The organism is Pantoea leporis (genome assembly GCF_028048155.1).
GTDB lineage: Bacteria > Pseudomonadota > Gammaproteobacteria > Enterobacterales > Enterobacteriaceae > Pantoea > Pantoea leporis.
Map to the genome: position 1 here is coordinate 98,784 of NZ_JALMEU010000005.1, position 21,732 is coordinate 120,515.

A 21,732-nucleotide genomic window follows, 5' to 3' on the forward strand; every position below is an offset into this window, starting at 1 on the left:
GCATCCTATTGATATCGATAGTGCAGCGTGCCGCCGTCGTTGTTCTCCAGCGTCACCGGCACCGCCGCGCTGCCGCCTTGTGCCTGCAGCCATTGTGCATACACGCCCGCCAGCACCGCGCTCAACGCCAGCTGCCAACGTTCAACACCGACGTTGCTGTCGCCCTGCGGCAGCGCGTGGTGCTGAATCAGAATGGCATTCTCCTGCGGCTGTAACTGCACAAAGCCCCAGTTAAATCGCGCCAGCTGCAAATTCATTTCACGCTCCAGATCCTGCACGGTGCGCGCGTCGGGTAAAGGATAGCGTGTTGCCAGCGATACGCCGACGCCATTGAGAAAGCCTTCCGCTTCCTCGCCCGCGTTGTCCAGCATGCTCTCAATCATCGCGCTCACCAAATCAAACCAGCCCGGCTGATGCGGATGGCTGACGCGTGCGGTTACTTGCTCACTCATTAGTAATCTCCGAACATGTAACGGAAGTACAGATTGGCGGTGCTCTCGTTGTAATCGCCAAAGGTGTCGTAGCCGAGCTGACCGCCCACGGTGACATCTTTGTTGATCTTATAATCCGCACCGGCATGCAGGTTGTAGCCAATGCCGTTTTTGCTGTCGCCGCTGTAGAACGCATCCTTCACGTAGCCTTGATCGGCCAGACTTTGCAGCTGCGCCTGCAACGACGGATTATTCGGGAAGTAGGCGCTCTTATCCTGACTATAGGATTGATAACCCACCGAACCGCCGACGTTCACTTTCAGATCGTCAAACTTGCGGCTGAATTCGATAGGGAACGACACCGACGCATAGTTCTGTGGGCTGAAGTAACCGCCCTGACCGTAGCTGAAGTAGCTGAGGTTTTTCGAGTAATCCATCCACGACAAGCTCATGCCGACTTTCAGCTCGCGATCGTCGAGGTGATACGGACGCACATACGCGCCTGCGGTCGCCTGCACGCTGTTATTGGTCGCCACGTTTTCGCCGATGTAGCTGTACGCGCCGCCGCCGACATAAAAACCGGCATCGCCGTTGTCGTAACTCAGCAAGGCGTTACCGCCGTTTTTAGTCACGCGGCCCCAGCGTTTACCGCTGGTTTTGTCTTCGACGCCGACATACGACAGCAAGCTGTCGGTCATCGCGCGGCGTTCACCGGTAAGGATCAGCGTCAGGAAGTCGGTCAGCTTCGGCGACCACTGCACGCCGCCAACCAGCGTACTCAAGTCCTGACCCAGCGGCGTGCTGCCGAGGTCAATCTTGTAGCTGTCGCCCTTCAGCGCCATGTTCAGCTCCACGCCGGTCGCGGATTGCGAATCGGTGGTGGAGTTGGGCGTATCATCAATTTTCGCCGCACCGGTGGCAACCACATTGCCCTGCACCAGCGCGTTGGTGCCGAATCGACGCCATGCGTCGCCACCGGCGCTGCCGGCGGTGAGGGAAACCGGCGTCATGGTGAAGTCGAAGCGCGACTCGCCAAACGGCACGGTGGAGAAGGTGAGCGGCGCTTTAGCTTCGGTGAGTTTGCTCAAACCTGATTCGCCATCACGACCGCGTACCTGCATTTCACCCTGCACCCAGGTGCCGGTTTTCTCTTGCAGGTCATCCATCATGTTGTCGATTTGGCGCAGCGTCTGGCTTTGCTGAATCGCCGGGGTGTTGCTCGCCAGCGTCACGCCTTCGGCGCTGCTGGTGGCCGCCGGTGCCGACTGCCACGGCATCACCGCGCCATAGCTGGAAGGCGTACGCCCCACCGGCGAGGTGCCGCGATTGATAAACGGATTGTCAGCCAGCGCCAGACCACCTACGCCTGGCACGCTGCCGGTTTCTGCGCCCTGCAGACCAATCAGCTGACCGCGCGCGGTGCGCAGGTAGCTCATCGCCTGGCTGTGTTCGCCGTTGGCTTCGGCCACGCGGGCTAACAGCAGCAAGCGATCCGGCGACTGCTCGTTGCGCAGGCCGCGCGCTAAGGTATTGGCTTTGTTGACGTCATTTTGTGCCAGCGCCACGTTGATGGCGCCGGTGCGCGCGTCTTGCGTTGGCGTATCCTGCGTCATCAGGTAGTCGTATACCACGCCCGCTTCTTTGTTCATCTTGCCGGACTGGTAGAGTCGCGCCATGGCGAACATCAGATCGCGGTTCTGCGGATCGTGCTGCAGCGCGCCCACCAGCTTGTCGTAAGCGGCGGCGTACTGTTTCTGCTCGCGCAGACGATCCACTTCGTTGATCACGTAGCCGTTGCGGATGCCCGCCAGCTGGGTTGGCGTGCTGCGTGCCTGCAGTTCCGGGCTGCTGAGGAAGCTCTGCGCTTCGGTATTCAGCCCGGCCTGATTCAGCACCGCCACCTGCGCGGCGTAATCACCGGCATTGCCCTGAATGCCGCGCTGCATATTGCTGCGCACCACGGACACCGCGCTGGTGAGATCGCCGGCTTTCGCCAGCTTCTGCGCCAGGTTACCTGCATCCACCGGATTGGCGGGCGGCGTAGAGGCCAGCGCGCGCAGGGTGTTGGCCGCTGCCGCGTTCGAGCCCTGCGCCAGATACTGATCGGCGGTAGCCATCTGCAGGTTGAAGTTGACGCGCTGCGCCAGCTCGCGCATATCGCTGTTTTTGCTGCTGTTGGGAATGCGAGACAGCAACTGACTCGCCTGCTGCCAGGCGCTGCTTTCGCTGGCGTTTAACGCACCTGCATAGAGTTCGGTGGTGCTGGCGCCGCTGCGCAGGGTGGGCTGCATGATATTGGCCGCCATCATGTTATTGCCCTGCGCGCGGTAGAGACGTGCCAGATCGAGACGCAGCCAGCCATCGTTGGGATAGCGCTGAATACCCGAGGTCAAGGTGGCGATGGCGGCGCTGTTATTGCCCGCCGCCACTTCACGTTTGGCCTGGGCACGAATCGGATCGGTGCTGCTGCCGCGCGGTGCCACGCTTTGACGCACGCTGTCGGGCAGTGATGCCAGCAGCGTATTGGCTTCTGCGCCCCGGTTCTGCTGACGCAGCACGTAGAACAAGCCTTCTTTGGCGTTGCGGTTATTGGCATCGCTTTGCAGGATGGCGCGATAGGTTTGCTCCGCCTGATCGAGCTGATTGCTGCGACGCTGCACATCGGCGCGGAACAGTTTGGCCGAGACGCCTTTCTCGCCGTCGGCCTGCGCCAGCGGTTCGCTCAGCGCCAACGCCTGCGCGCTGTCGCCATTTTTCAGCGCCTGCTGCGCGGAGGCCAGCTGCGCGTAGAAGCGTGCATCGGCGGCCTGCTTCTGGCGCGTATCGCTCTGATCGCCACCCATCTGCGCCGCGCGCGTCAGGTAATCCGCCGCTTCGGCATAACGTCCGGCGCGCTGGGCCACATAGCCCATACCGGCCAGCGCATCCGCATCTTGCGGATTAGCTTGCAGTACTTTCTCAAAGTTGTTCTGCGCGTTGCTGACGTCGCCGCTGTTCAGCGCGGTAAAGCCTGCGCCCTTCTCCGCACCGCCAACGTTTTTACGGTAGTAATCCAGCACCGCGTTGTCTTGCGGATGGCGCTGCTGCCAGGTTTGGTACAGCGACGCATCGGACGCCTGCGGACCCAGCCACAACAGCGCCTGACGCAGCGAACGGTCCGCTTCTTTGTTGCCGTCTGCCAGGCTGCCGAGCACATCGATACCCTGACGACGCGTTGCTTCCTGATAAGTTAGTGCTTTACCCAGCGCCAGTTTGGCACCGGTATCCTGCGGATGATCGGCGGAGAACTGACGCAGCGCTTCAACCGCCTGCGGCAGCAGCGAACGATCGCCCGCCATGGTTAGATAATATTCGGCTGCCACGCTCGGCGGCGGCTCGTTGCCGCTGAAGGTGTTACGCCAGGTTTGCAGCGACGCCGCGATGTTGCCGCTGCGTGCCTGCTGGCGCGCCAACTGCAGCTGCGCCTGCGGAATGGTTTGCAGCTGGCGGGCGTTATCCAGCTCGGTGAGATGCGGATCGTTCGGCGAGGCCGCGCTCAGGCGCGCACGCCACTGCGCCGCCTCCGCCGTGCCGCCGCTCTGCTGTGAATAGAGCGCCAGCAGATAGAGCGCCTGCGTGTTGTTGGGCTCAACCATCAGCACTTTCTGCAGCGAGGCTTTGGCCAAATCGTCATGCGCTTTCTGGTGCCAGTAAGCCGCCTGATCAAACAGCGCCTGTAACGCAGGATTACTGCTCTCCGCCGCCAGCAGCGGCTGAGAGAGCGTCAGCGCGCCACCCAGAATCAAGGCATGGCGAATACCGGCACTTAACAGATGTTTTTTCATTGTTTTTATCCTTACTTCTTGCCGGACTTGCTATCAACTTTTGGGTTGAGACGACGCCACGCATGACGTTTCAGCATCACCCATGCACCGCCGCCGACCAACGCTGAAAGCAGCAGCGCCGCCAGCGCCATCAGCACCGAGTGCTGGTTGGCATACCACACCACCATCATGTACCACGGCATTTCGCCGCTCGGGAATTGCGGGCCGACGCGGAAGCTGCGAATGCCGTTCTCATCGGTGATGATGGCGGTATCGCCGCGAATCCCGGCGTTGATGCGTGCAGAATTCAGGTCTTCATGCAGGCGCAGCAGTTGCTGATCGCTGGTCGCCACCGTCATCACCACTAAGCGATCCGGGTTCCACGGCGAGCGATAGCTGACAAAGCCGCGCCACGCTTCGTTGGAGGAGAAGTAACGATCGGCATCCAGCGGCTGGCGATACCAGTCGCCGGTCAGCCAGCCACGCAGTTTGTCCCAGGTGGTGGGCTCTTTCACGCCCAGCGTGTTGCCGCTGGTATCGAACGGCGTGTTCGCCAGCATGGCCTGGTTGAACTCGTTGTTCTGCGTGGTGCTGACCGCCAGCAGATCGCTCTGCTGCAGGCGCGTCATGTTGGTGCCGCCGTTTGGCAGGCCAAACAGCACCTGATTTTGCAGCAGCGGTACGCCGGTAGCGTTACCGGCGCGTGAGGCCATATCCAGCAGCGTGGCGATCTCCGCATCGCTTGGTTGTTCCGGCAACAGCAGCGTGGTCTGCGAGAAGTCCGCCAGACGCGAGAACGGGAACGAAGCGCCAACAAAGTAAGAGAGATTCGGCAGCATGGTGAAGTGGCGCGTGTGGCTCAGATCGATCCACGAATCCTCTTCAATGCGGCTCTTAATGTTGTTGTTCAGCAGCACGCCACACGGCGCATCCGCTTTCGGCTTGATGTTGAAGTAGAGCGCCAGCTGGTTGTCACCGTAAATCAGGTACGGTTCGAGCTTCAGGGTGTAATGCTCCTGACGCGCGTCGCCGCCCAGCCGATGCCAGGCGCTCTCCAGCAAGCCGACTTTATTCACTGTAAGATTGCGCAGGAATGTGCCGTTAATCATTACGTTAAGGAACGAGTTGTCCTCATCAATCCAGCTTTCGGATGGGAAGCGATAGTGCAGCTCCACCGGAATGGTGTCGCCATCCCACAGGAACAGGTCTGGCGCCGCGCGGAAGTTGACGCTCAGCGCATCGTGCCAGATGCCAGTGGTGGTCAGGCTCTGATCTTTGCGCAGCAGTTCGCTCAAACGCACCGGGCGCATGGTGTTGATCCAGCGCGGCGCATCGTACGGCTTACGTTCACCTATCGGCTGCGGCTGCACGTTAAGGCTGCTGGCATCGGTCGCCAGCGGCTGAGTGGTTAAACGGTTAGCGGCCTGACGTAGCTGATCGTCATTCGCGCCCACCACCAGCAGCAGTTTGTAGACCGGATTGTTCGGATTATCGATCACCTGCAGCAGCGGACCACTGGTGGCTGGCAAGGTTACGGTACCAATTTTGTCGCCCGGATGGCCGACCAGAATGCCGTTGTGTTCAGGCAGATCGCCGCGCACCACCGGGAAACGGATGCCACGATAATCCGACTGAATGCCCATCCACGATGCCACCAGCGCAGCGGCGCTGATGCTGTCCGGCGCGACATTGGCGGCAAAGCCAAAGGTGACGCTGGCGGGCGTCATGCGCTGCGCATCAATAAACGGACGCGGGAAGTTACGCAGGCTGGTGCCGATGTTCAGCTGCTGGCCTTCGAGGCTCAGCGAGGTCTTCGGCAAAATCGACACCTGATACTGCTGCGCGCTCTCTTTCTCGCACAGCAGCTTGTCGGCATCGTTAATCTTGAAGCTGAGGTTATTGCTGGAGACCACCATCGCCGCCGGAATATCCAGCTGGTAATCGCTGACATCGCTGTCGCTGGCGCCCAAAGGCAAGGTACCCAGCGGCTGACCGTTCAGCATCAGCTGCAGCGAGGTGTTACGCGCGGCCAGCGCCGCCGAGACGCGCAGCGACAGATTAAGACGCGCGTTGGTGATCACTTCATCGCTGGGCAGCGTGAACATGATGCCGGATTGCAGCTGGCCGCCGGTCAACGTAATGCCGCGCGGCTGGCCCATTTGCGCCACCGAAACGGTGCTGCTGATCGGCTGGTTAAGCGTCACGGAAGACGTTTCTGGCATCATCGCCGGTGCGGTTGGCGCTACCGTTGGCAGCACCATTTCTGGTGCGGCAGCAGGTTCGCTGGGCGCAGGTTCAGCAGGCGCGTTGTTTTCCGTTGTCGATGCGGCTTCCGGTGCGGTTTCGGGAGCGGTTTGCGGTGCGGTTTCCGCTGGCGCATAAGGTGCAGCGCCCGCTGCCTGTTGCAGCTGCGGATCGGCAGCGCTTTCGATGCCTTGCGGCGGCGGCACGTCTGAAAGTGCAGCGCTATCCTGAGTGACTGGCGGGGTTTCGGCCCACGCTGGCGCGAGCAGCAGCGCCGTTGCCAGCGAGCTTGCCAGCAACCTTTGCGTCAAATTCTTCATGCAGCGCTGTCCTCTTTTACTGCGGGCTGGTTGTCACGCTTACGCTTCTCACGGCGATCTTTCCAGGTCAGCCAGAACAGCTCAAAGACGGTACGAATAATGGTGCCAAGCGAAACCAGTGGATTGTCTTGCTTATACTCTGGCTGAATCCACGCATCGGCACGCGCCAGTACCACGCGCACCAGCTCACGGCGGCGCGACAGCGGCATATCGCCAAAGCGCAGACGGATGCTCTCCTCATCGCCGGAGATTTTGTTCACCGGAATGGTGATGGTGCCCGACTTCAGCAGCAGATCGATCTCTTCAATTTCATCGTGCTCATGACGATTGTCCGGCGCATCCAGCTGCGCGCCGCCCATCGACAGATCGCTGGTTTTCGTGCGTGACGAGATGCCGCTAGCGTAGTGAATCACCGCCGGGATCTGCACCTCAATACGAATGGTTTTACGCACCTGCTTGGTTTCGCGCGCCACGGCAATCGCCGCCATCAGGATAACCAGGCTGAATACCGCCCAGCCGACGTTGAGCGCAATAACGTAAGGATCGACGCCAAAGTAGTCATGCGCAGTAGCGCGCACCACGCCCGCGATGATGCCGATCGACAGCAGCACCGCGACAATCACATGTGGACGCACGATGTGGAAGTCGAAGAAGCCCTGATCGAGCAGGCCGCCTTTATCCGTTACGTTAAACTTACCGCGCTTCGGCGCCAGCATGGTGAGCAGCGTTGGGATGACGAGGTGGAAGCACATCACGGTTTCGTAGATTTCGCCCCAGAAGGTGTAACGGAACTTGCCGTTCATTCGCGAGTTGACGTAGAGCGACATCACCAGATGCGGCAGGACGTAGGCGAAAATCAGCGAGGCTGACGAATGAATGATATTCAGGTTAAACAGCAGGTAGGCCAGCGGTGCCGTCAGGAACGCCACGCGCGGCAAGCCAAACTGGAAGTGCAGCATGGCGTTGAGGTAGCACAGACGCTGCTGCCACTTCAATCCACGGCCAAACAGCGGATTATCAACGCGGAAGATCTGCGTCATGCCGCGCGCCCAGCGGTTACGCTGCACGACGTGCAGGCCAAGACGCTCGGTCGCCAGACCGGCCGCCAGCGGAATTGCCAGGAAGGCCGATCCCCAACCGCGACGCTGCATTTTCAGCGCGGTATGCGCATCTTCGGTCACGGTTTCCACCGCAAAACCACCGATCTCTTCCAGCGCGCTACGGCGAATCACCGCACAAGAACCGCAGAAGAAGGTGGCGTTCCAGTTATCGTTACCCTGCTGCACCGGGCCGTAGAACAGTGAACCTTCGTTCGGGATGCTGCGCGCCGCGCGCAGGTTACGCTCGAACGGATCCGGTGAATAGAAGTAGTGCGGGGTTTGCAGCAGCGCCAGCTTTGGATCTTTCAGGAACGGACCGACCGTCGCCTGCAGGAAGGTGCGCGTGGCCACGTGATCGCAGTCGAAGATGCAAATCAGCTCACCTTTGGTGATCTTCATCGCGTGGTTGAGGTTACCGGCTTTAGCGTGATTATTGTCGTCACGGGTGATGTAACCCACGCCAACATCGGCGGCAAATACCGCAAACTCACTGCGCTTACCGTCATCCAGCAAATAGACCTTCAGCTTGTCACGCGGGTAATCAATACACTGCGCCGCCAGCACGGTATCACGCACCACATCGAGGCTTTCGTTGTAGGTCGGAACATAGACATCCACCGTCGGCCACAGGCTGGTATCATCCGGCAAAGGTTCGATGGTGCGTTTTAATGGCCAGGTGGTTTGCAGGAAGCCGAGAATTAAGATCAGCCAGACATAGAGTTCGGCCAGATATAAGCCGATACCGAGAATCGCTTCAATCTCAGAATTAAATTGCAGCGTCTCCGTAGTACGCCACCAGATATATCGGGTCGACATCAGCGCGGATAAGATAACCATAACGATGGTTATTTTGCGGCTTTTGCTGAAGCCCAGTAAAAACATCATCCCGATGCTGATTAAGCCAAATATATATTGCTTCTGGCTGTCCATAGGCGTGATGACAATTACCGCCGCCACCGGTGCAAGCACCAGCAGCAGCAGGTAAAACCCGAGTTTACTCATGATTCACCCTGAAGAAGCTGTGTTGTTATTATGTGGCCGGAGTCGGCCTCATTATTAATAGTGGCTGCGAAAAGGTGCCTGAACTTCGCCGTTACCCACGGTGATATCCAGGATATTGGCTACGCGTTTTGCCACTAATTCGATATCAAACGCAGCTGCAGACGCTGGGCTGAAATCATAAACCGATTGTTGCGAGGCATTGGCTTCCGCGACGCTTTCATCACGATGAACCACGCCTAATAAGTTCTCACCCAACCGCTGCTGCATAAAAGCGGTGACTTCACGGCTAATATTGCGGCGGTTATCGCTCTGGTTAAGGACAAAATAGTGACCACGTTTATTATTCAGCGGCCGACCGATCATGCGGTCATTTTCTATTTGCGGCAGCAACGAGACCGATGCGGTATCCGCTAACATCACCACTAAATGCATATCGGCAAGTGCCTGCATTGCTTTAAGCGCCGGACCCGGACCGGGGGGAAAATCGGCGATAATCACCAGTCCCGGATAATTCAGCACCGTATCCAGCCCGCGTTTCAGGAAATGCGGATCTTTTACCAGGTTCTCTTCAAAGCGTTCACGCTGCTCTTCGCTCACCTCGCCATACGGCATGACGAAAATATTGCCGCCGGTGGTCAGAATCGATTGGCTCCAGTCAGCCTGATCTTCAGAGCGTGCCACAAAGCCGCGACCATCATTCAGCGGTACACCGAAATGCAGGCGCAAGGCGTTCTGAACATCGAAATCGATTGCCAATACCTTGCTGCCAGCGCGAGCCAGACTCCACGCAAGGTTGGCCGCCATGGTGGTTTTCCCTACTCCCCCTTTTGGCGAGCACACACAAACTAACGGCATAGCGCAATCTTCTCCAGTAGCGGTTTTAACGGTGTTTCTTTTGACAGGTTAGCCGGCTCGGCTGGACGCGAGCGGAACAGCGCACCAAAGCGAGACGGGGCCGGCGCAGCCGGACGTGCCGGTTTAACCGCAGCGGCCAGGGTTGGCACAGGCACTGGCGCGATTGGCGCGGGAGCTGCCGGTGCGGCAACAGCAGCAGGCTGAGCGGCTGGCGCGGCGGCAGGTTTTGCTGGTGGAAACAGTGAGGTTGTCGCCTGGCGCTCGACCAGCGTGGCTTTCGGCGCTAATGGCGTCGCAGAGGAGAGCGGCTTAACCGACGGCGCGGGCGGAAACAGCGATGAGCCGCTCTCCGGTTGCGCGGCGGCAGGTGCGTTCAGGCTATCGAGAATCGATGCGCGCGTCGGGCTGGCTGGTGCAGCCTGAGCCGGTTCCGGCGGTGCGCTGAATTCATCCCCGCGAATCGGCTGTGGTTGCGGCATATCAATGCGCTGACCGCTGCCTAATTCAGGCTCTTGTTCGGTGGTCAATTGACGCAGTAGCGCCCACTGACTTTGATCGGCTTCCTGCGATTGACCGGACATATCCTTAAAAGCGATGTCAAGCGTCTGCGTTTTCTCTTTAAAACGCTGCAGATCGTCGTAATTCTTCATGATCAGAGCCTGTAAAAGCGGGAGAGAATTTTCCGCGAATATATCACACACATTAAAAGACGGTGAGACAAATCTGATTACTAAAACAGCGCATTCAATAAAACAATTCTATCTTTAAGATTGAAAAAGCGGGAATGCAAAAAGCATGCAGTTATTTATGGACGGAGATTAATTAGTATCAATTAACAGAAATAATCACGCAGGGGATTTTAACCTAAGCTACTGAAAAACCTCTACTGCGCTGCAAGTTATGGATTTTATTCTGCAGTGACATTGCTCACACAATGATGATGAAAATAGGAATTTGCCTTTACGCTATATATCTAAATCAGGACCAATTGTTCACAGATGCAGTGGCGTAATGCTTTTGTCAGGGCTTTGGCAGTAACCCTTTTTGTCGTTAATTTATCTCATGTATTAATCAGCAAAAAGAAAGGCTCCCGCAGGAGCCTTGATTCATTTATGGCAGTAATTTATGACACGCCTACCGGCTGATTTTCATCCTGATCAACCGCGAAGCAGGCGATTTGCTGATCGCCATATTGCTTCAGTTTTGGCTGCAGCTGAACGCAGGTGCCAAAACGACGACGGCAGCGCGCGTTAAACGCACAGCCCGGCGGCGGATTGAGCGGGCTTGGCAACTCGCCCGTCAGTTTGATGCGCTCGCGGCGATCGTCCGGGTTGAGACGTGGTGTCGCCGACAGCAGTGCCTGCGTGTAAGGATGACGCGGATTGCTGAAGATCGCCTCTTTGCTGCCCTTCTCAACGCAGCGGCCGAGATACATCACCATCACCTCATCGGCGATGTGTTCCACCACGGAGAGATCGTGCGAGATGAAGACGTAGGACAAGCCTAAATCCTGCTGCAAATCCATCATCAGATTCAGCACCTGCGCACGCACCGACACGTCGAGCGCGGAGACCGGCTCATCGGCGATCAGCACATCAGGATCGAGCATCAAACCACGCGCAATCGCGATACGCTGACGCTGGCCGCCCGAGAACATGTGCGGATAGCGATCGTAATGCTCGGTTTTCAGGCCAACCTTCGCCATCATCTCCAGCGTTTTTTCCTTGCGCTCCGCTTTGGTCAGCGAGGTGTTGATCACCAGCGGCTCTTCCAGAATCTGGCTGATTTTCTTACGCGGATTGAGCGAGCCATACGGGTTCTGGAACACGATCTGAATTTTCTGGCGACGCAGTTTCTGCGCCTGCGGATCGTGTTTCAACAGATCCTGACCGTGCCAGAACAGCTGGCCTTCGGTCGGCGTTTCAATCATCGTCAGCAAGCGGCCCAGCGTGGATTTACCACAGCCAGACTCGCCGACCACCGCCAGCGTTTTGCCGCGTTCGAGGTTGAACGAGACGCCATCCAGCGCTTTGACCAGACGTTCCTGGCCAAACAGACCTTTCTTCACCGGGTAGTGTTTTTTCAGGTCAATCGCCTGCAGCAGGTAATCCTGCTTATCGTTATCAAGACTCATAAGTCGGTCTCCCTGCATCATCCAGTGGGAAGTGACATTTGGCCTGGCGGCCAGGAATGTCGCGCAGCTCCGGTTCTTCGCGGCGGCAGCGATCGGTCACATACGGGCAGCGCGGATTTAACAGGCAGCCGGTTGGGCGGTCGTATTTACCCGGCACCACGCCAGGCAGCGAGGCCAGACGCGCTTTGTCCGCAGCAAACTCCGGCAGCGCGCGCAGTAAGGCTTGCGTGTAGGGATGACGCGGCGCTTTAAAGATATCCACCGCTTTACCGCTCTCCACCACTTGTCCGGCATACATCACGATGATGTGCTGAGCCGCTTCGGCCACCAGCGCCAGATCGTGGGTAATCAGGATCAGCGCCATGTTCTCCTGCTTCTGCAACTCCAGCAGCAGTTCGATGATTTGCGCCTGAATGGTCACGTCGAGCGCGGTGGTCGGCTCATCGGCGATCAGCAGCTTCGGTTTGCAGGCAATCGCCATCGCGATCATTACGCGCTGGCTCATCCCGCCCGACAGTTGATGCGGATAGACATCCAGGCGCGATGCCGGGTCGGGAATGCCCACCTGATCGAGCAGATCAATCGCACGCTGACGACGGGTACGTTTGCTGCCGCCCTGATGCACCTTCAGCGCTTCCATGATCTGGAAACCCACGGTGTAGCAAGGGTTGAGGCTGGTCATCGGGTCCTGGAAGATCATCGCTACTTCGGCGCCCACCAACTGGCGGCGCTCTTTTTCGGAAATTTTCTGCAGGTCGCGCTGATTGAATTCCAGTTTCTCGGCCATCACGCGGCCGGGATAATCGATCAGGCCCATAATCGCCAGCGAACTGACCGATTTACCGGAACCGGATTCCCCGACGATGCCGACTACCTGGCCTTGCTCGACCTGATAGCTGATGCGGTCAACCGCACGGAACGGTGTTTTTTCGTCGCCGAAATGCACCGATAACTTGTCTACATTTAATAACGCCATCTCGGTGCCTCTTTACTGCTTGAGTTTCGGGTCGAGTGCATCACGCAAACCATCGCCCATGAGGTTGAATGCCAGAACCGTTAGCAGAATGGTCACTCCAGGGAATGTCACCACCCACCAGGCACTTTGCGCATACTGCAACACGTCAGAGAGCATGGTGCCCCACTCCGGCGTTGGCGGTTGCGCCCCCATACCGAGAAAGCCCAACGCCGCCATATCGAGGATGGCGTTGGAGAAACCTAATGATGCCTGCACGATCAGCGGTGCCAGGCAGTTAGGCAGAATATTGATGAACATCTGGCGCAGCGTACCGGCACCCGCCACGCTTGAGGCGGTAACGTAGTCGCGGTTAACTTCAACCAGCACCGCAGCACGCGTCAGACGGATATAGTGCGGCAAGGCGACGAAGGTAATCGCCAGCGAGGCATTAACGATCGACGGACCGAAGATCGCTACCAGCACCAATGCCAGCAGCAGGCTTGGCAGCGCCAGCATGATATCGACCACACGCATAATGATGGCGTCAACCACGCCGCCAAGGTAGCCGGCCATCAGGCCAAATATCACGCCGAGAATCAGCGACAGCACCACCACCATGCAGCCAACCAGCAGCGACAGGCGCGCGCCGTACATCAGGCGCGACAGCACATCGCGGCCCACGTCATCGGTACCGAGGATGTAGCTCCAACTGCCGCCTTCCTGCCAAACCGGCGGATGCAGCAAGGCATCACGGAATTGCTCAGCCGGTGCGTGCGGTGCCAACACATCAGCAAAGATAGCGATTAACAGCATCAGAACGATGTAAACCAGGCCGATAACCGCGCCTTTGTTACGCCTGAAGTAGTGCCAGAATTCCTGCAACGGGGTCATCGGCTTGGGTGCAGCAGTTACGCTTGCGGGATCAACAGCAGACATGATTCCCCCTTATTTCTTATGACGGATACGTGGATTGACCACGCCGTACAACAGATCAACCAGCAGGTTGACCACGATGATCAGAATCGCCACCAGCAACACGCCACCCTGCACCACCGGATAGTCACGGCGTTGCAGCGCTTCGATCAGCCAGCGACCGAGTCCCGGCCACGAGAAGATGGTTTCGGTCAGAATCGCACCGGCCAGCAGCGTACCAACCTGCAAACCAATCACGGTGACGACCGGCAGCATGGCGTTACGCAGCGCATGCACCACAATCACACGCATACGCGTCAGCCCTTTGGCGCGCGCGGTGCGGATGTAATCTTCACCCAGCACTTCCAGCATCGAGGAGCGCGTCATACGCACGATCACCGCCAGCGGAATGGTGCCGAGCACGATGGCCGGCAGAATCATGTGCATCACCGCATCTTTAAAATCGCCCTCTTCGCCCCAGAACAGCGTATCGATCAGCATAAAGCCGGTGAGCGGATGACTGTCGTCGAGGAAGATGGTGTCGCTGACGCGCCCGGAGACCGGCGTGAGGTTCCACTGCACCGAGACCAGCATGATCAGCATGATGCCCCACCAGAAAATCGGCATCGAGTAACCGGTGAGCGAGATGCCCACGGCGGTGTGATCGAAGATCGAGCCGCGTTTCACCGCGGCCAGCACGCCAACAGGAATGCCGACAGCGACCGCGAACAACATGGCGCAGATGCCCAGTTCCAGCGTAGCTTTGAAGCGTGGTACGAATTCGTCCCAAACCGGGATACGGCTTTTCAGCGAGATGCCGAGGTCACCGTGTAAGACGCCGTTGATGTAGGTGATGTATTGCTTCCACATCGGCTGATCGAGGCCAAACTGCGCCATCAATTGCGCGTGACGTTCAGGAGAGATACCGCGTTCGCCAGCCATGATCAGTACCGGATCGCCGGGGATCAAGTGGACAAACGCGAAGGTCAATAACGTGATACCGATGAACGTTGGGATGACAAGGCCCAAACGTCGGAGTATGAATTGCAGCATAAGCCTGGTTCTCTGACATTTCCCACAGCGTTACCGCCGGGGACAACATTGCTCAACACTCGCAGCCAGCCAAAGGCGGACGCGACGCAAGAAGCGCTTCATTAGTAGAATTTGCCGGAAAAAAAGAGCGGAATACGGGCGGCGAAGGTGCCGCCCGAGGGCCAGCAATGCTGGCCCTGACCGCGATAATCCGAAAGGTTATTCCTGGATATCGACGTTTTCGAAGTGATGTTTACCTAATGGATCAACCACATAACCAGAGACTTTCTTACTCACTGGCTCGTAGACGGTTGAGTGAGCGATGATCAGCGCTGGAGCCTGGTCATGCATCACTACCTGAGCCTGTTTGTACAGTTCAATACGTTTGTTGTGATCGGCTTCAGCACGGGCTGGCTGAATCAAATCTTCAAACGGCTTGTAGCACCAACGTGAGTAGTTAGAACCGTCTTTCGCCGCTGCACAGCTGAACAGCGTGGCGAAGAAGTTATCCGGATCCCCATTATCACCGGTCCAGCCCATCATCACCGTCTGGTGTTCACCGGCTTTCGCGCGTTTCAGGTACTCGCCCCATTCGAAGGTGACGATTTTGGCTTTCACGCCAATTTTCGCCCAGTCAGCCTGAACCATTTCCGCCATGCGACGTGCGTTCGGATTGTATGGACGCTGAACCGGCATTGCCCACAGGTCGATGGAGAAACCATCCGCCATGCCTGCCTCTTTCAGCAGCGCTTTGGCTTTCTCAGGATCGTAAGCGTAATCTTTGATGTCGTCGTTGTAGCCCCACATGGTGGGTGGGATCAGGTTTTTCGCGGCCTGGCCAGCGCCCTGATAAACGGCATCAATGATGGCTTGTTTGTTCACCGCCATGGTCAGTGCCTGACGCACCTTCACGTTATCCAGCGGCTTTTTCTCGGTGTTGAACGACAGGTAACCAACGTTCAAACCTGGCTGTTCCATCAGGTTAATTTTGTCGTCTTTCTTCATGCTGGCGATGTCGGCCGGGTTCGGGTACGGCATGACCTGGCATTCGCCTTTCTGCAGTTTCGCATAACGCACAGAGGCGTCTGGCGTGATGGAGAACACTAAGCGATCAATCTTCGGCTTAGTGCCCCAGAAGTCTGGGTTAGCTTTATACAGAATGCGCGAGTCTTTCTGATACTGCTGCAGTACGAACGGACCGGTGCCCACTGGATTGAGGTCCAGCTTCTCAGGCGTGCCCGCTTTCAGCATGTTGTCGGCATATTCTTTAGAAATGATTGAGGCGAAGTCCATGCCGAGGTCAGCAATGAACGGCGCTTCTGGACGCGTCAGCGTGAAGCGTACGGTGTAATCGTCAACTTTTTCGATTTTGGCGATCAGCTTAGGCATGTCCATGCCTTCGAAGTATTCGTAGCTGCCGCCAGAAACACCGTGATATTTGTTGTTTTTGTCGAGCTGACGCTCGAAGGAGAACACGACGTCATCGGCATTGAAGGTGCGGGTTGGCTTGAAGTCTTTGGTGGTTTGCCACTTCACGCCCTGACGCAGGTGGAAGGTATAAGTTTTACCGTCCGCGCTGACATCCCATTTTTCTGCCAGACCTGGCTGCAGCTCGGTGGTACCGGTTTTGAACTCAACCAGTCGGTTGTAGATCGGTACCGAGCTTGCGTCGTAGGTGGTGCCCGATGTGAAGAGCTGCGGGTTGAAGCCTTCCGGCGAACCTTCTGAACAATAAACAAGGGTTTTCGCCTGGACACCAGCGGCAACGGTCATAGCAATCAGGCTGAGACCGACCTTCAGCATCCTGGATTTAGCCAGGGAGTTGATCATGTTTTGCTCCATTGTGATGTGATGTTGTGTGCGTCGCCCGACCTCTGATTTTTTTATGCGGTTCGGGCAGGTCAATTAAGAGTAAGCAAAATGTGAGCGGTTATTTTTTTGTGCTGGCACCGTGGAATCTGTCAGACACGTCCTTCTCTACATTTTATTGACGCATCAATTTGTCAACAGTTGCAATGAACGTCAATACAGTGTGGGGTTATTTACATAGAGTGTGACTAAGTGCAAGCAACGATAAAAAACACCCTTCTCAGCCTAAGCCAAAATTAAAAAAGGTGATAAAGCGCTCAATGCCGCGTGATTATCTGGCTATGTAGTCAAATAGCAGTGATTATCACCGCTAAAAAACACACAAAACTTATTGGTAAATGTTGAATATCTGAACGATTCTGCGTGCGTTATGACGTTCAGGCAGCGGAATGTGCTAGGGAAATGGCATAAGAAATCAGCATGATGCATAACCCGGTCATAAGAAGAATGTTTCGCGAATTAAGCGCGCGGGTTCGATTTGGCGTGGGGTACGCGGGAGTTAGTGGAGATAATGGTGAGTATTGCTGGTTTAGGGGATGGAATGGGTATATTTAGGGGTTTTGCTATTCGCTCGGTGCGTTGCTCAGGAAAGGCGGCTCGAACGCAAAGTCGGCGTGAATACGTCCCTGTAGCCTCGACCGCCGCATCCCTGCGGCGGACGCTTTGCTAAACGAGCCGCCTTCCCATCGCCAGGTTGGCTTCTGTTTTGCTGTTAAAAAAATGCAGAGGAGTTTGAAGAAGGATGGAATACAGGGCCGCGGAGTAAAGCTTCCGGCGCAGGGATGCGCCGGCAGAGCCCACAGGGATGTGTCCACGGCGACTTTACGGAGCGGCCCTGTATTTCAGCCTGATCGGCACAAGACCCAACAAATTACAGACGAAAAAAAACCTGCTTATAAAAGCAGGTTTCTTCAAAGATGGTCGGCGAGAGAGGATTCGAACCTCCGACCCACTGGTCCCAAACCAGTTGCGCTACCAAGCTGCGCTACTCGCCGATGGGGGCGCATATTACTGCGCTGCTAAAAAAGCGTCAATGCCTTTTACTGAAAACCCAACTGATCGCCTGGAAAGCAAGCAGCGGTCAACAACCCCAAAAAATCACAGCGCTTTAGCAGGCGCGGCCGCTGGTGCTGAACACCAATTATTTGCGTCTTTAATTCCGCCGTCCGGCGAGGTGTAGCCGAGGCATCCCATAATGGTATCGAACAGCTCAACATGACGATGGGTTTTACCCACGCGCTGCTGCGCCTGTAAACGTTCGAAGTTGCTGCGGTTGGTTGGATCTTCAAGATACTTATCAGAAGCCCACACCATCATCGGTACACGGAACTGCTCCGGTGGCGCCATCTCGCGCGGCGTACCGTGCAAGTGCATATTCTCGCTGATTGATTCACCGTGATCGGAGGCGTAGAACACAATCGCCTTCTTATCACGCAACTGATCGAGCACGCTATCCAGCATGGTATCAACATACAAAATCGAGTTGTCGTAGGCGTTAATCAACTGCGCCTTACTGCACTTCTCATCAACGCCCATGCACTCCGGCTGATAGCGCGCGAAGTCTCGCGGATAACGTTGTGAATAAAGGTAATGCGAGCCTTTGGTGTGCAGAATCACCACGTGCTTGCCTTTCGGGAAGCGCTGTAACGATGCCTGCAACTCCGGCACTAACAGCATGTCATCGACCGCTTTGCCCTGATTACGCTTCTCTGAACCAATCTGCTCACGGAACGAGAAGTTATTGGTGTCAGCGTTATCGTAGAACCACACTTCGCTCTGCATCGCGAACAGCTCAGACGTGAAGCCCAGCTCTTTCAACACGGCGAAAACATTTTGTTCTTTCAACGTGCGGCCCGGATTATCCATGGTGCCGCCTTCGCGCACGAACATGCAGCGCAGCGACAGCTTGGTGGCGGTATCACAAGATTCACCACGGAACGCGACCAGGTTCTTCTCTTTCGACAGCTTCGGCGTGGTATCACGATCGTAGCCGAGCATGCCCATGTGATCCCAGCGCGTGGTTTCGCCAATCACAAACACCATATAGGTATCGTCGAGGCCCGCAGGCGCGACGTAAGTAAACTCTTTTGCCGGATCGAGTAACTTCTGGCCATCCCACTCTTCATCAACTTTGGTCCAGGCGAACAGGCCCAGCGCGGCAATCCAGTTGGATGGCAGATACGAGTGCGCCACCACGCCGCCATAGCTCGGCAAATCGATGTTGGTGATCTCTTCATTCACCTTCTGCAGCTTGTCGAAATAGCGAATCGGCAGCCAGACCAGCGCCACGCTCAGCAGCATAATGGCTACCGGCTTCAAACGTTGCCCTGGCGTTTTAAGTTGTTCAATCAGTGTCTGGCTAAGCTTATTGCGCCAGATAAGCAGCAGCGGCAACGCACTCACCAGCACCATCCACAGCACGAAATGCAGACCAATCACTTCTTTAGAGAGATCGATATCGGTGGTCATCACCGAGGCGATAATGCCGTAGCCAATCACCACGTTGAAGAACGCCATGTAATAGGCGGCGGCAACAGAGATGATCACGGTGAGTGTGGCGAGAATGCGGTAAACCCATTTGCCGCCCAGCGACAGCAAGCGCATCAGGAAGAAAGTCAGCAGTACCGCTGCCATCACTTCCGCCGCTGCAGAGAGCCAGTTAGAGATATTGGATTTCGTTAAGAAGCCGTCAAAGCGGCGATAAAATATCGGTAAATTCAGTAAGATACCGAGATATAACGCAAGCAGCAGAGACAGCTTTTGCTGCGTTAAACTTTTAATATAATTCATGAAAATTTTCTATTCCCGACCTGGTGTCGTTGTATCAACCGTTATGTGACTGTTTAAAGACAGCAGAGTTCGCTAAACCGCATTAAAAGCGTGACGCAAGATGCAGGATCGGGACGATTCCGACTGGCGAAAGGGCGATGGCGCGAAGCCGAGCAGTAGAACATTTAACCAATGGTAAGACCAGATAAATTTTCTAATCGAACCGGTTAGCGTTTTATTCAGATGTGAAAAAGGCTCCCACAGGAGCCTGTTATCGTGAATAACATCAATTAGTTGATGATGTTCAGCGTCACGTCGATATTGCCACGCGTTGCGTTTGAGTATGGGCAAACGATGTGTGCCGCATCTACCAGCTTCTGCGCTTCAGCTGCATCCATCTCTGGCAGATGAATATTCAGTTTGGCTTCAATACCGAAACCGTTCGGGATTGGGCCAATGCCAACTTCGCCTTCAATCCACGCATCTTTCGGCATCGAAATCTTGTCGCGGCCAGCCACAAACTTCATCGCGCCGAGGAAACACGCTGAATAACCTGCAGCAAACAGCTGCTCCGGGTTAGTCACTTCGCCGCCTGCGCCACCCATCTCTTTTGGCACGCCCAGTTTTACATCCAGTACGTTGTCGGAAGAAGTAGCACGACCATCACGACCGCCGGTAGCTTTAGCTTTTGCAGTGTAAACAACTTTTTCTAAAGACATAATAACCTCATTAATTCGCTATATAATCGCGCACTACTTATTATGCGCAAACCTGAACGTCATCTTTTGGGTTGTCGGGACAGCGACTTCCCCTATTTATTAATTGGCGCGGTAAAGGCTATCGCGCAACTCGTCTAACTGAGCTTTCAGAGATGCCATCACCTGATCATCGCAGGCTGTTGCGCACTGAATGGCCTCCGGAATACTTTCTGCTTTGTCACGCAACGCACGACCTTCATCGGTCAGCGTTACCACAACCTGACGCTCATCCTGACGGGAACGCTGGCGATGCAATAAACCCGCGCTCTCCAGACGTTTTAACAGCGGCGTCAGCGTGGCTGAATCAAGAAACAGCTGCTCGCCAATCTCAGAGACCGTCACATCGTCCTGACTCCACAGCACCAGCATCACCAGATATTGCGGATAGGTAATCTCCAGCTTTGATAGCAGCTGGCGATAGACTTTGTGCATCGCGAGATTCGCCGAATACAGTGCAAAGCAGAGCTGCTGATCTAACTGAAGTGGCGCCTGCTTCACTTTTTTGTCATCTTGATTACTGTTCATGGGTTTCAATATAAATAGCGCGCTAGATAATTGCAAGCGACTTTTCTCTGGGAGAGTGAAATATGCGAGATTCACTGGAAGAGCAAGCGCGCCGTTATGCCACTGAGGCGCATGCCGCTGCGGGTCAACGTCGCAAATACACTGACGAGCCTTACATTGTGCATCCGGCTGCCGTCGCCGAATTAGTGCGTAGCGTTACCGATGATGAACAGATGATTGCCGCCGCCTGGCTGCATGACACGGTAGAAGACACGCCCAGCACCATTGACGATATCGAACGCCATTTCGGCCCGCGCGTGGCGGAACTGGTGGACCAGCTCACCGACAGCGCGCAGCCTGCGGCAAAAAACCGCGCCGCACGCAAGCTGGCGCATTTTCGTCATACCGCCGATGCCTCGCCCGAAGCGCAAACCATCAAGCTGGCCGACATCATCGACAACACCCGCGCCATCGTGCAGTACGATGCCGACTTTGCGCGCGTCTATCTGGTGGAAAAGCAAATTCAGATTCAGCTGTTGCGCCAGGGCGATAGCCATCTTTGGCGGCAGGCAGAACAGACCATCAAACAAGGGCTTGCGCAGTTAGCGCAACCGCCGTACAGCGTGCCGGAGAGCTGGTTCGTTAAACAGGCAGCAAAGTATGGCGCCATAAATTAAAAAACCCGCCATCAAGGCGGGTTGGATCATCCCAAAAAAGGGATTACTCCAGCAGCTGACGCCCTAAATAAGGGTTGGCCTGCAACAACTTCATCAATTTACGCGCCGTAGCGGAAGGACGTGTACGTTGCGCCTCCCAGCTTTTCACTGACGAAACGCTGACACCCATCACACGGGCAAATTCGTCAACCTGCATGCCGGTCATCTCGCGTAAACGCTGCGGCTCGGGAACTGTAGTCTGATTGATTGAAATTTCTGATACGGATGGCTTCGCGTCACGTGTCAAAACAATCTGCTCAAGGCTGCTGAGCAACTCGACCATGGGATCTTTTAATTCCATAGAGAACTCCTTAAAAACTCACTATGA

General features: G+C 56.2%; 16 protein-coding genes and 1 tRNA gene. 1 reads left to right on the forward strand and 16 read right to left on the reverse strand.

Features of this window, described 5'->3' with window-relative positions; genetic code table 11:
- Positions 1-5 precede the first annotated feature (5 nt).
- From bcsD to MWH02_RS14955, 15 genes are all read right to left on the reverse strand, one after another.
- Positions 6-452 (reverse strand): cellulose biosynthesis protein BcsD, encoded by a 447-nt coding sequence (bcsD, locus tag MWH02_RS14885; protein ID WP_008104594.1) that lies wholly within the window; start codon positions 450-452, stop codon positions 6-8.
- On the reverse strand, positions 452-4,255 hold the full coding sequence (locus MWH02_RS14890) for a cellulose biosynthesis protein BcsC (protein WP_271460921.1): 3,804 nt from the start codon (positions 4,253-4,255) through the stop codon (positions 452-454). Before MWH02_RS14890 ends, bcsD begins: the two co-directional genes overlap by 1 nt.
- An 11-nt stretch (positions 4,256-4,266) precedes the next feature.
- Entirely contained in the window at positions 4,267-6,798 is a 2,532-nt protein-coding gene (gene bcsB / locus MWH02_RS14895) for a cellulose biosynthesis cyclic di-GMP-binding regulatory protein BcsB (protein WP_271460922.1), read from the reverse strand.
- Positions 6,795-8,900 (reverse strand): UDP-forming cellulose synthase catalytic subunit, encoded by a 2,106-nt coding sequence (gene bcsA, locus MWH02_RS14900; RefSeq protein ID WP_101763798.1) that lies wholly within the window; start codon positions 8,898-8,900, stop codon positions 6,795-6,797. Before bcsA ends, bcsB begins: the two co-directional genes overlap by 4 nt.
- A gap of 54 nt (positions 8,901-8,954) precedes the next feature.
- A complete protein-coding gene (gene bcsQ / locus MWH02_RS14905) occupies positions 8,955-9,755 on the reverse strand; it encodes a cellulose biosynthesis protein BcsQ (RefSeq protein ID WP_101763799.1) in 801 nt (266 codons plus the stop codon).
- Positions 9,746-10,405, reverse strand: coding sequence for a cellulose biosynthesis protein BcsO (bcsO, locus tag MWH02_RS14910; protein ID WP_271460923.1), 660 nt, complete (start codon positions 10,403-10,405; stop codon positions 9,746-9,748). The genes bcsQ and bcsO overlap by 10 nt, the downstream gene beginning before the upstream one ends.
- A gap of 473 nt (positions 10,406-10,878) precedes the next feature.
- The gene (dppF, locus tag MWH02_RS14915; RefSeq protein WP_137384884.1) at positions 10,879-11,889 is read right to left on the reverse strand and encodes a dipeptide ABC transporter ATP-binding subunit DppF; all 1,011 of its coding nucleotides are present in this window, start codon (positions 11,887-11,889) and stop codon (positions 10,879-10,881) included.
- Positions 11,879-12,865 carry a dipeptide ABC transporter ATP-binding protein gene (dppD, locus tag MWH02_RS14920; protein WP_008104610.1) on the reverse strand — a complete coding sequence of 329 codons (987 nt, stop codon included), beginning with the start codon at positions 12,863-12,865 and terminating at the stop codon, positions 11,879-11,881. Before dppD ends, dppF begins: the two co-directional genes overlap by 11 nt.
- A 12-nt stretch (positions 12,866-12,877) precedes the next feature.
- On the reverse strand, positions 12,878-13,780 hold the full coding sequence (gene dppC, locus MWH02_RS14925) for a dipeptide ABC transporter permease DppC (RefSeq protein ID WP_110867893.1): 903 nt from the start codon (positions 13,778-13,780) through the stop codon (positions 12,878-12,880).
- A gap of 9 nt (positions 13,781-13,789) precedes the next feature.
- On the reverse strand, positions 13,790-14,809 hold the full coding sequence (dppB, locus tag MWH02_RS14930) for a dipeptide ABC transporter permease DppB (RefSeq protein ID WP_110867892.1): 1,020 nt from the start codon (positions 14,807-14,809) through the stop codon (positions 13,790-13,792).
- Positions 14,810-15,007: 198 nt separating this feature from the next.
- On the reverse strand, positions 15,008-16,618 hold the full coding sequence (gene dppA / locus MWH02_RS14935; RefSeq protein ID WP_101763804.1) for a dipeptide ABC transporter periplasmic-binding protein DppA: 1,611 nt from the start codon (positions 16,616-16,618) through the stop codon (positions 15,008-15,010).
- Positions 16,619-17,575: 957 nt separating this feature from the next.
- Positions 17,576-17,652 (reverse strand) — tRNA-Pro (locus MWH02_RS14940).
- Between the two features lie 103 nt (positions 17,653-17,755).
- Entirely contained in the window at positions 17,756-19,447 is a 1,692-nt protein-coding gene (eptB, locus tag MWH02_RS14945) for a kdo(2)-lipid A phosphoethanolamine 7''-transferase (protein ID WP_271460924.1), read from the reverse strand.
- A 269-nt stretch (positions 19,448-19,716) separates the two neighbouring features.
- Positions 19,717-20,145 (reverse strand): organic hydroperoxide resistance protein, encoded by a 429-nt coding sequence (locus MWH02_RS14950; protein ID WP_101763806.1) that lies wholly within the window; start codon positions 20,143-20,145, stop codon positions 19,717-19,719.
- A 99-nt stretch (positions 20,146-20,244) separates the two neighbouring features.
- Positions 20,245-20,709, reverse strand: coding sequence for a MarR family winged helix-turn-helix transcriptional regulator (locus tag MWH02_RS14955; RefSeq protein WP_101763807.1), 465 nt, complete (start codon positions 20,707-20,709; stop codon positions 20,245-20,247).
- 62 nt (positions 20,710-20,771) lie between these two features.
- On the opposite strand from MWH02_RS14955, the gene MWH02_RS14960 reads away from it, so the two are divergent.
- Positions 20,772-21,365 (forward strand): HD domain-containing protein, encoded by a 594-nt coding sequence (locus tag MWH02_RS14960; protein ID WP_101763808.1) that lies wholly within the window; start codon positions 20,772-20,774, stop codon positions 21,363-21,365.
- A 43-nt stretch (positions 21,366-21,408) separates the two neighbouring features.
- Here the strand turns inward: MWH02_RS14960 and MWH02_RS14965 are convergent, their stop codons facing one another.
- Positions 21,409-21,705, reverse strand: coding sequence for an HTH-type transcriptional regulator (locus tag MWH02_RS14965; RefSeq protein WP_008104629.1), 297 nt, complete (start codon positions 21,703-21,705; stop codon positions 21,409-21,411).
- Positions 21,706-21,732 lie beyond the last annotated feature (27 nt).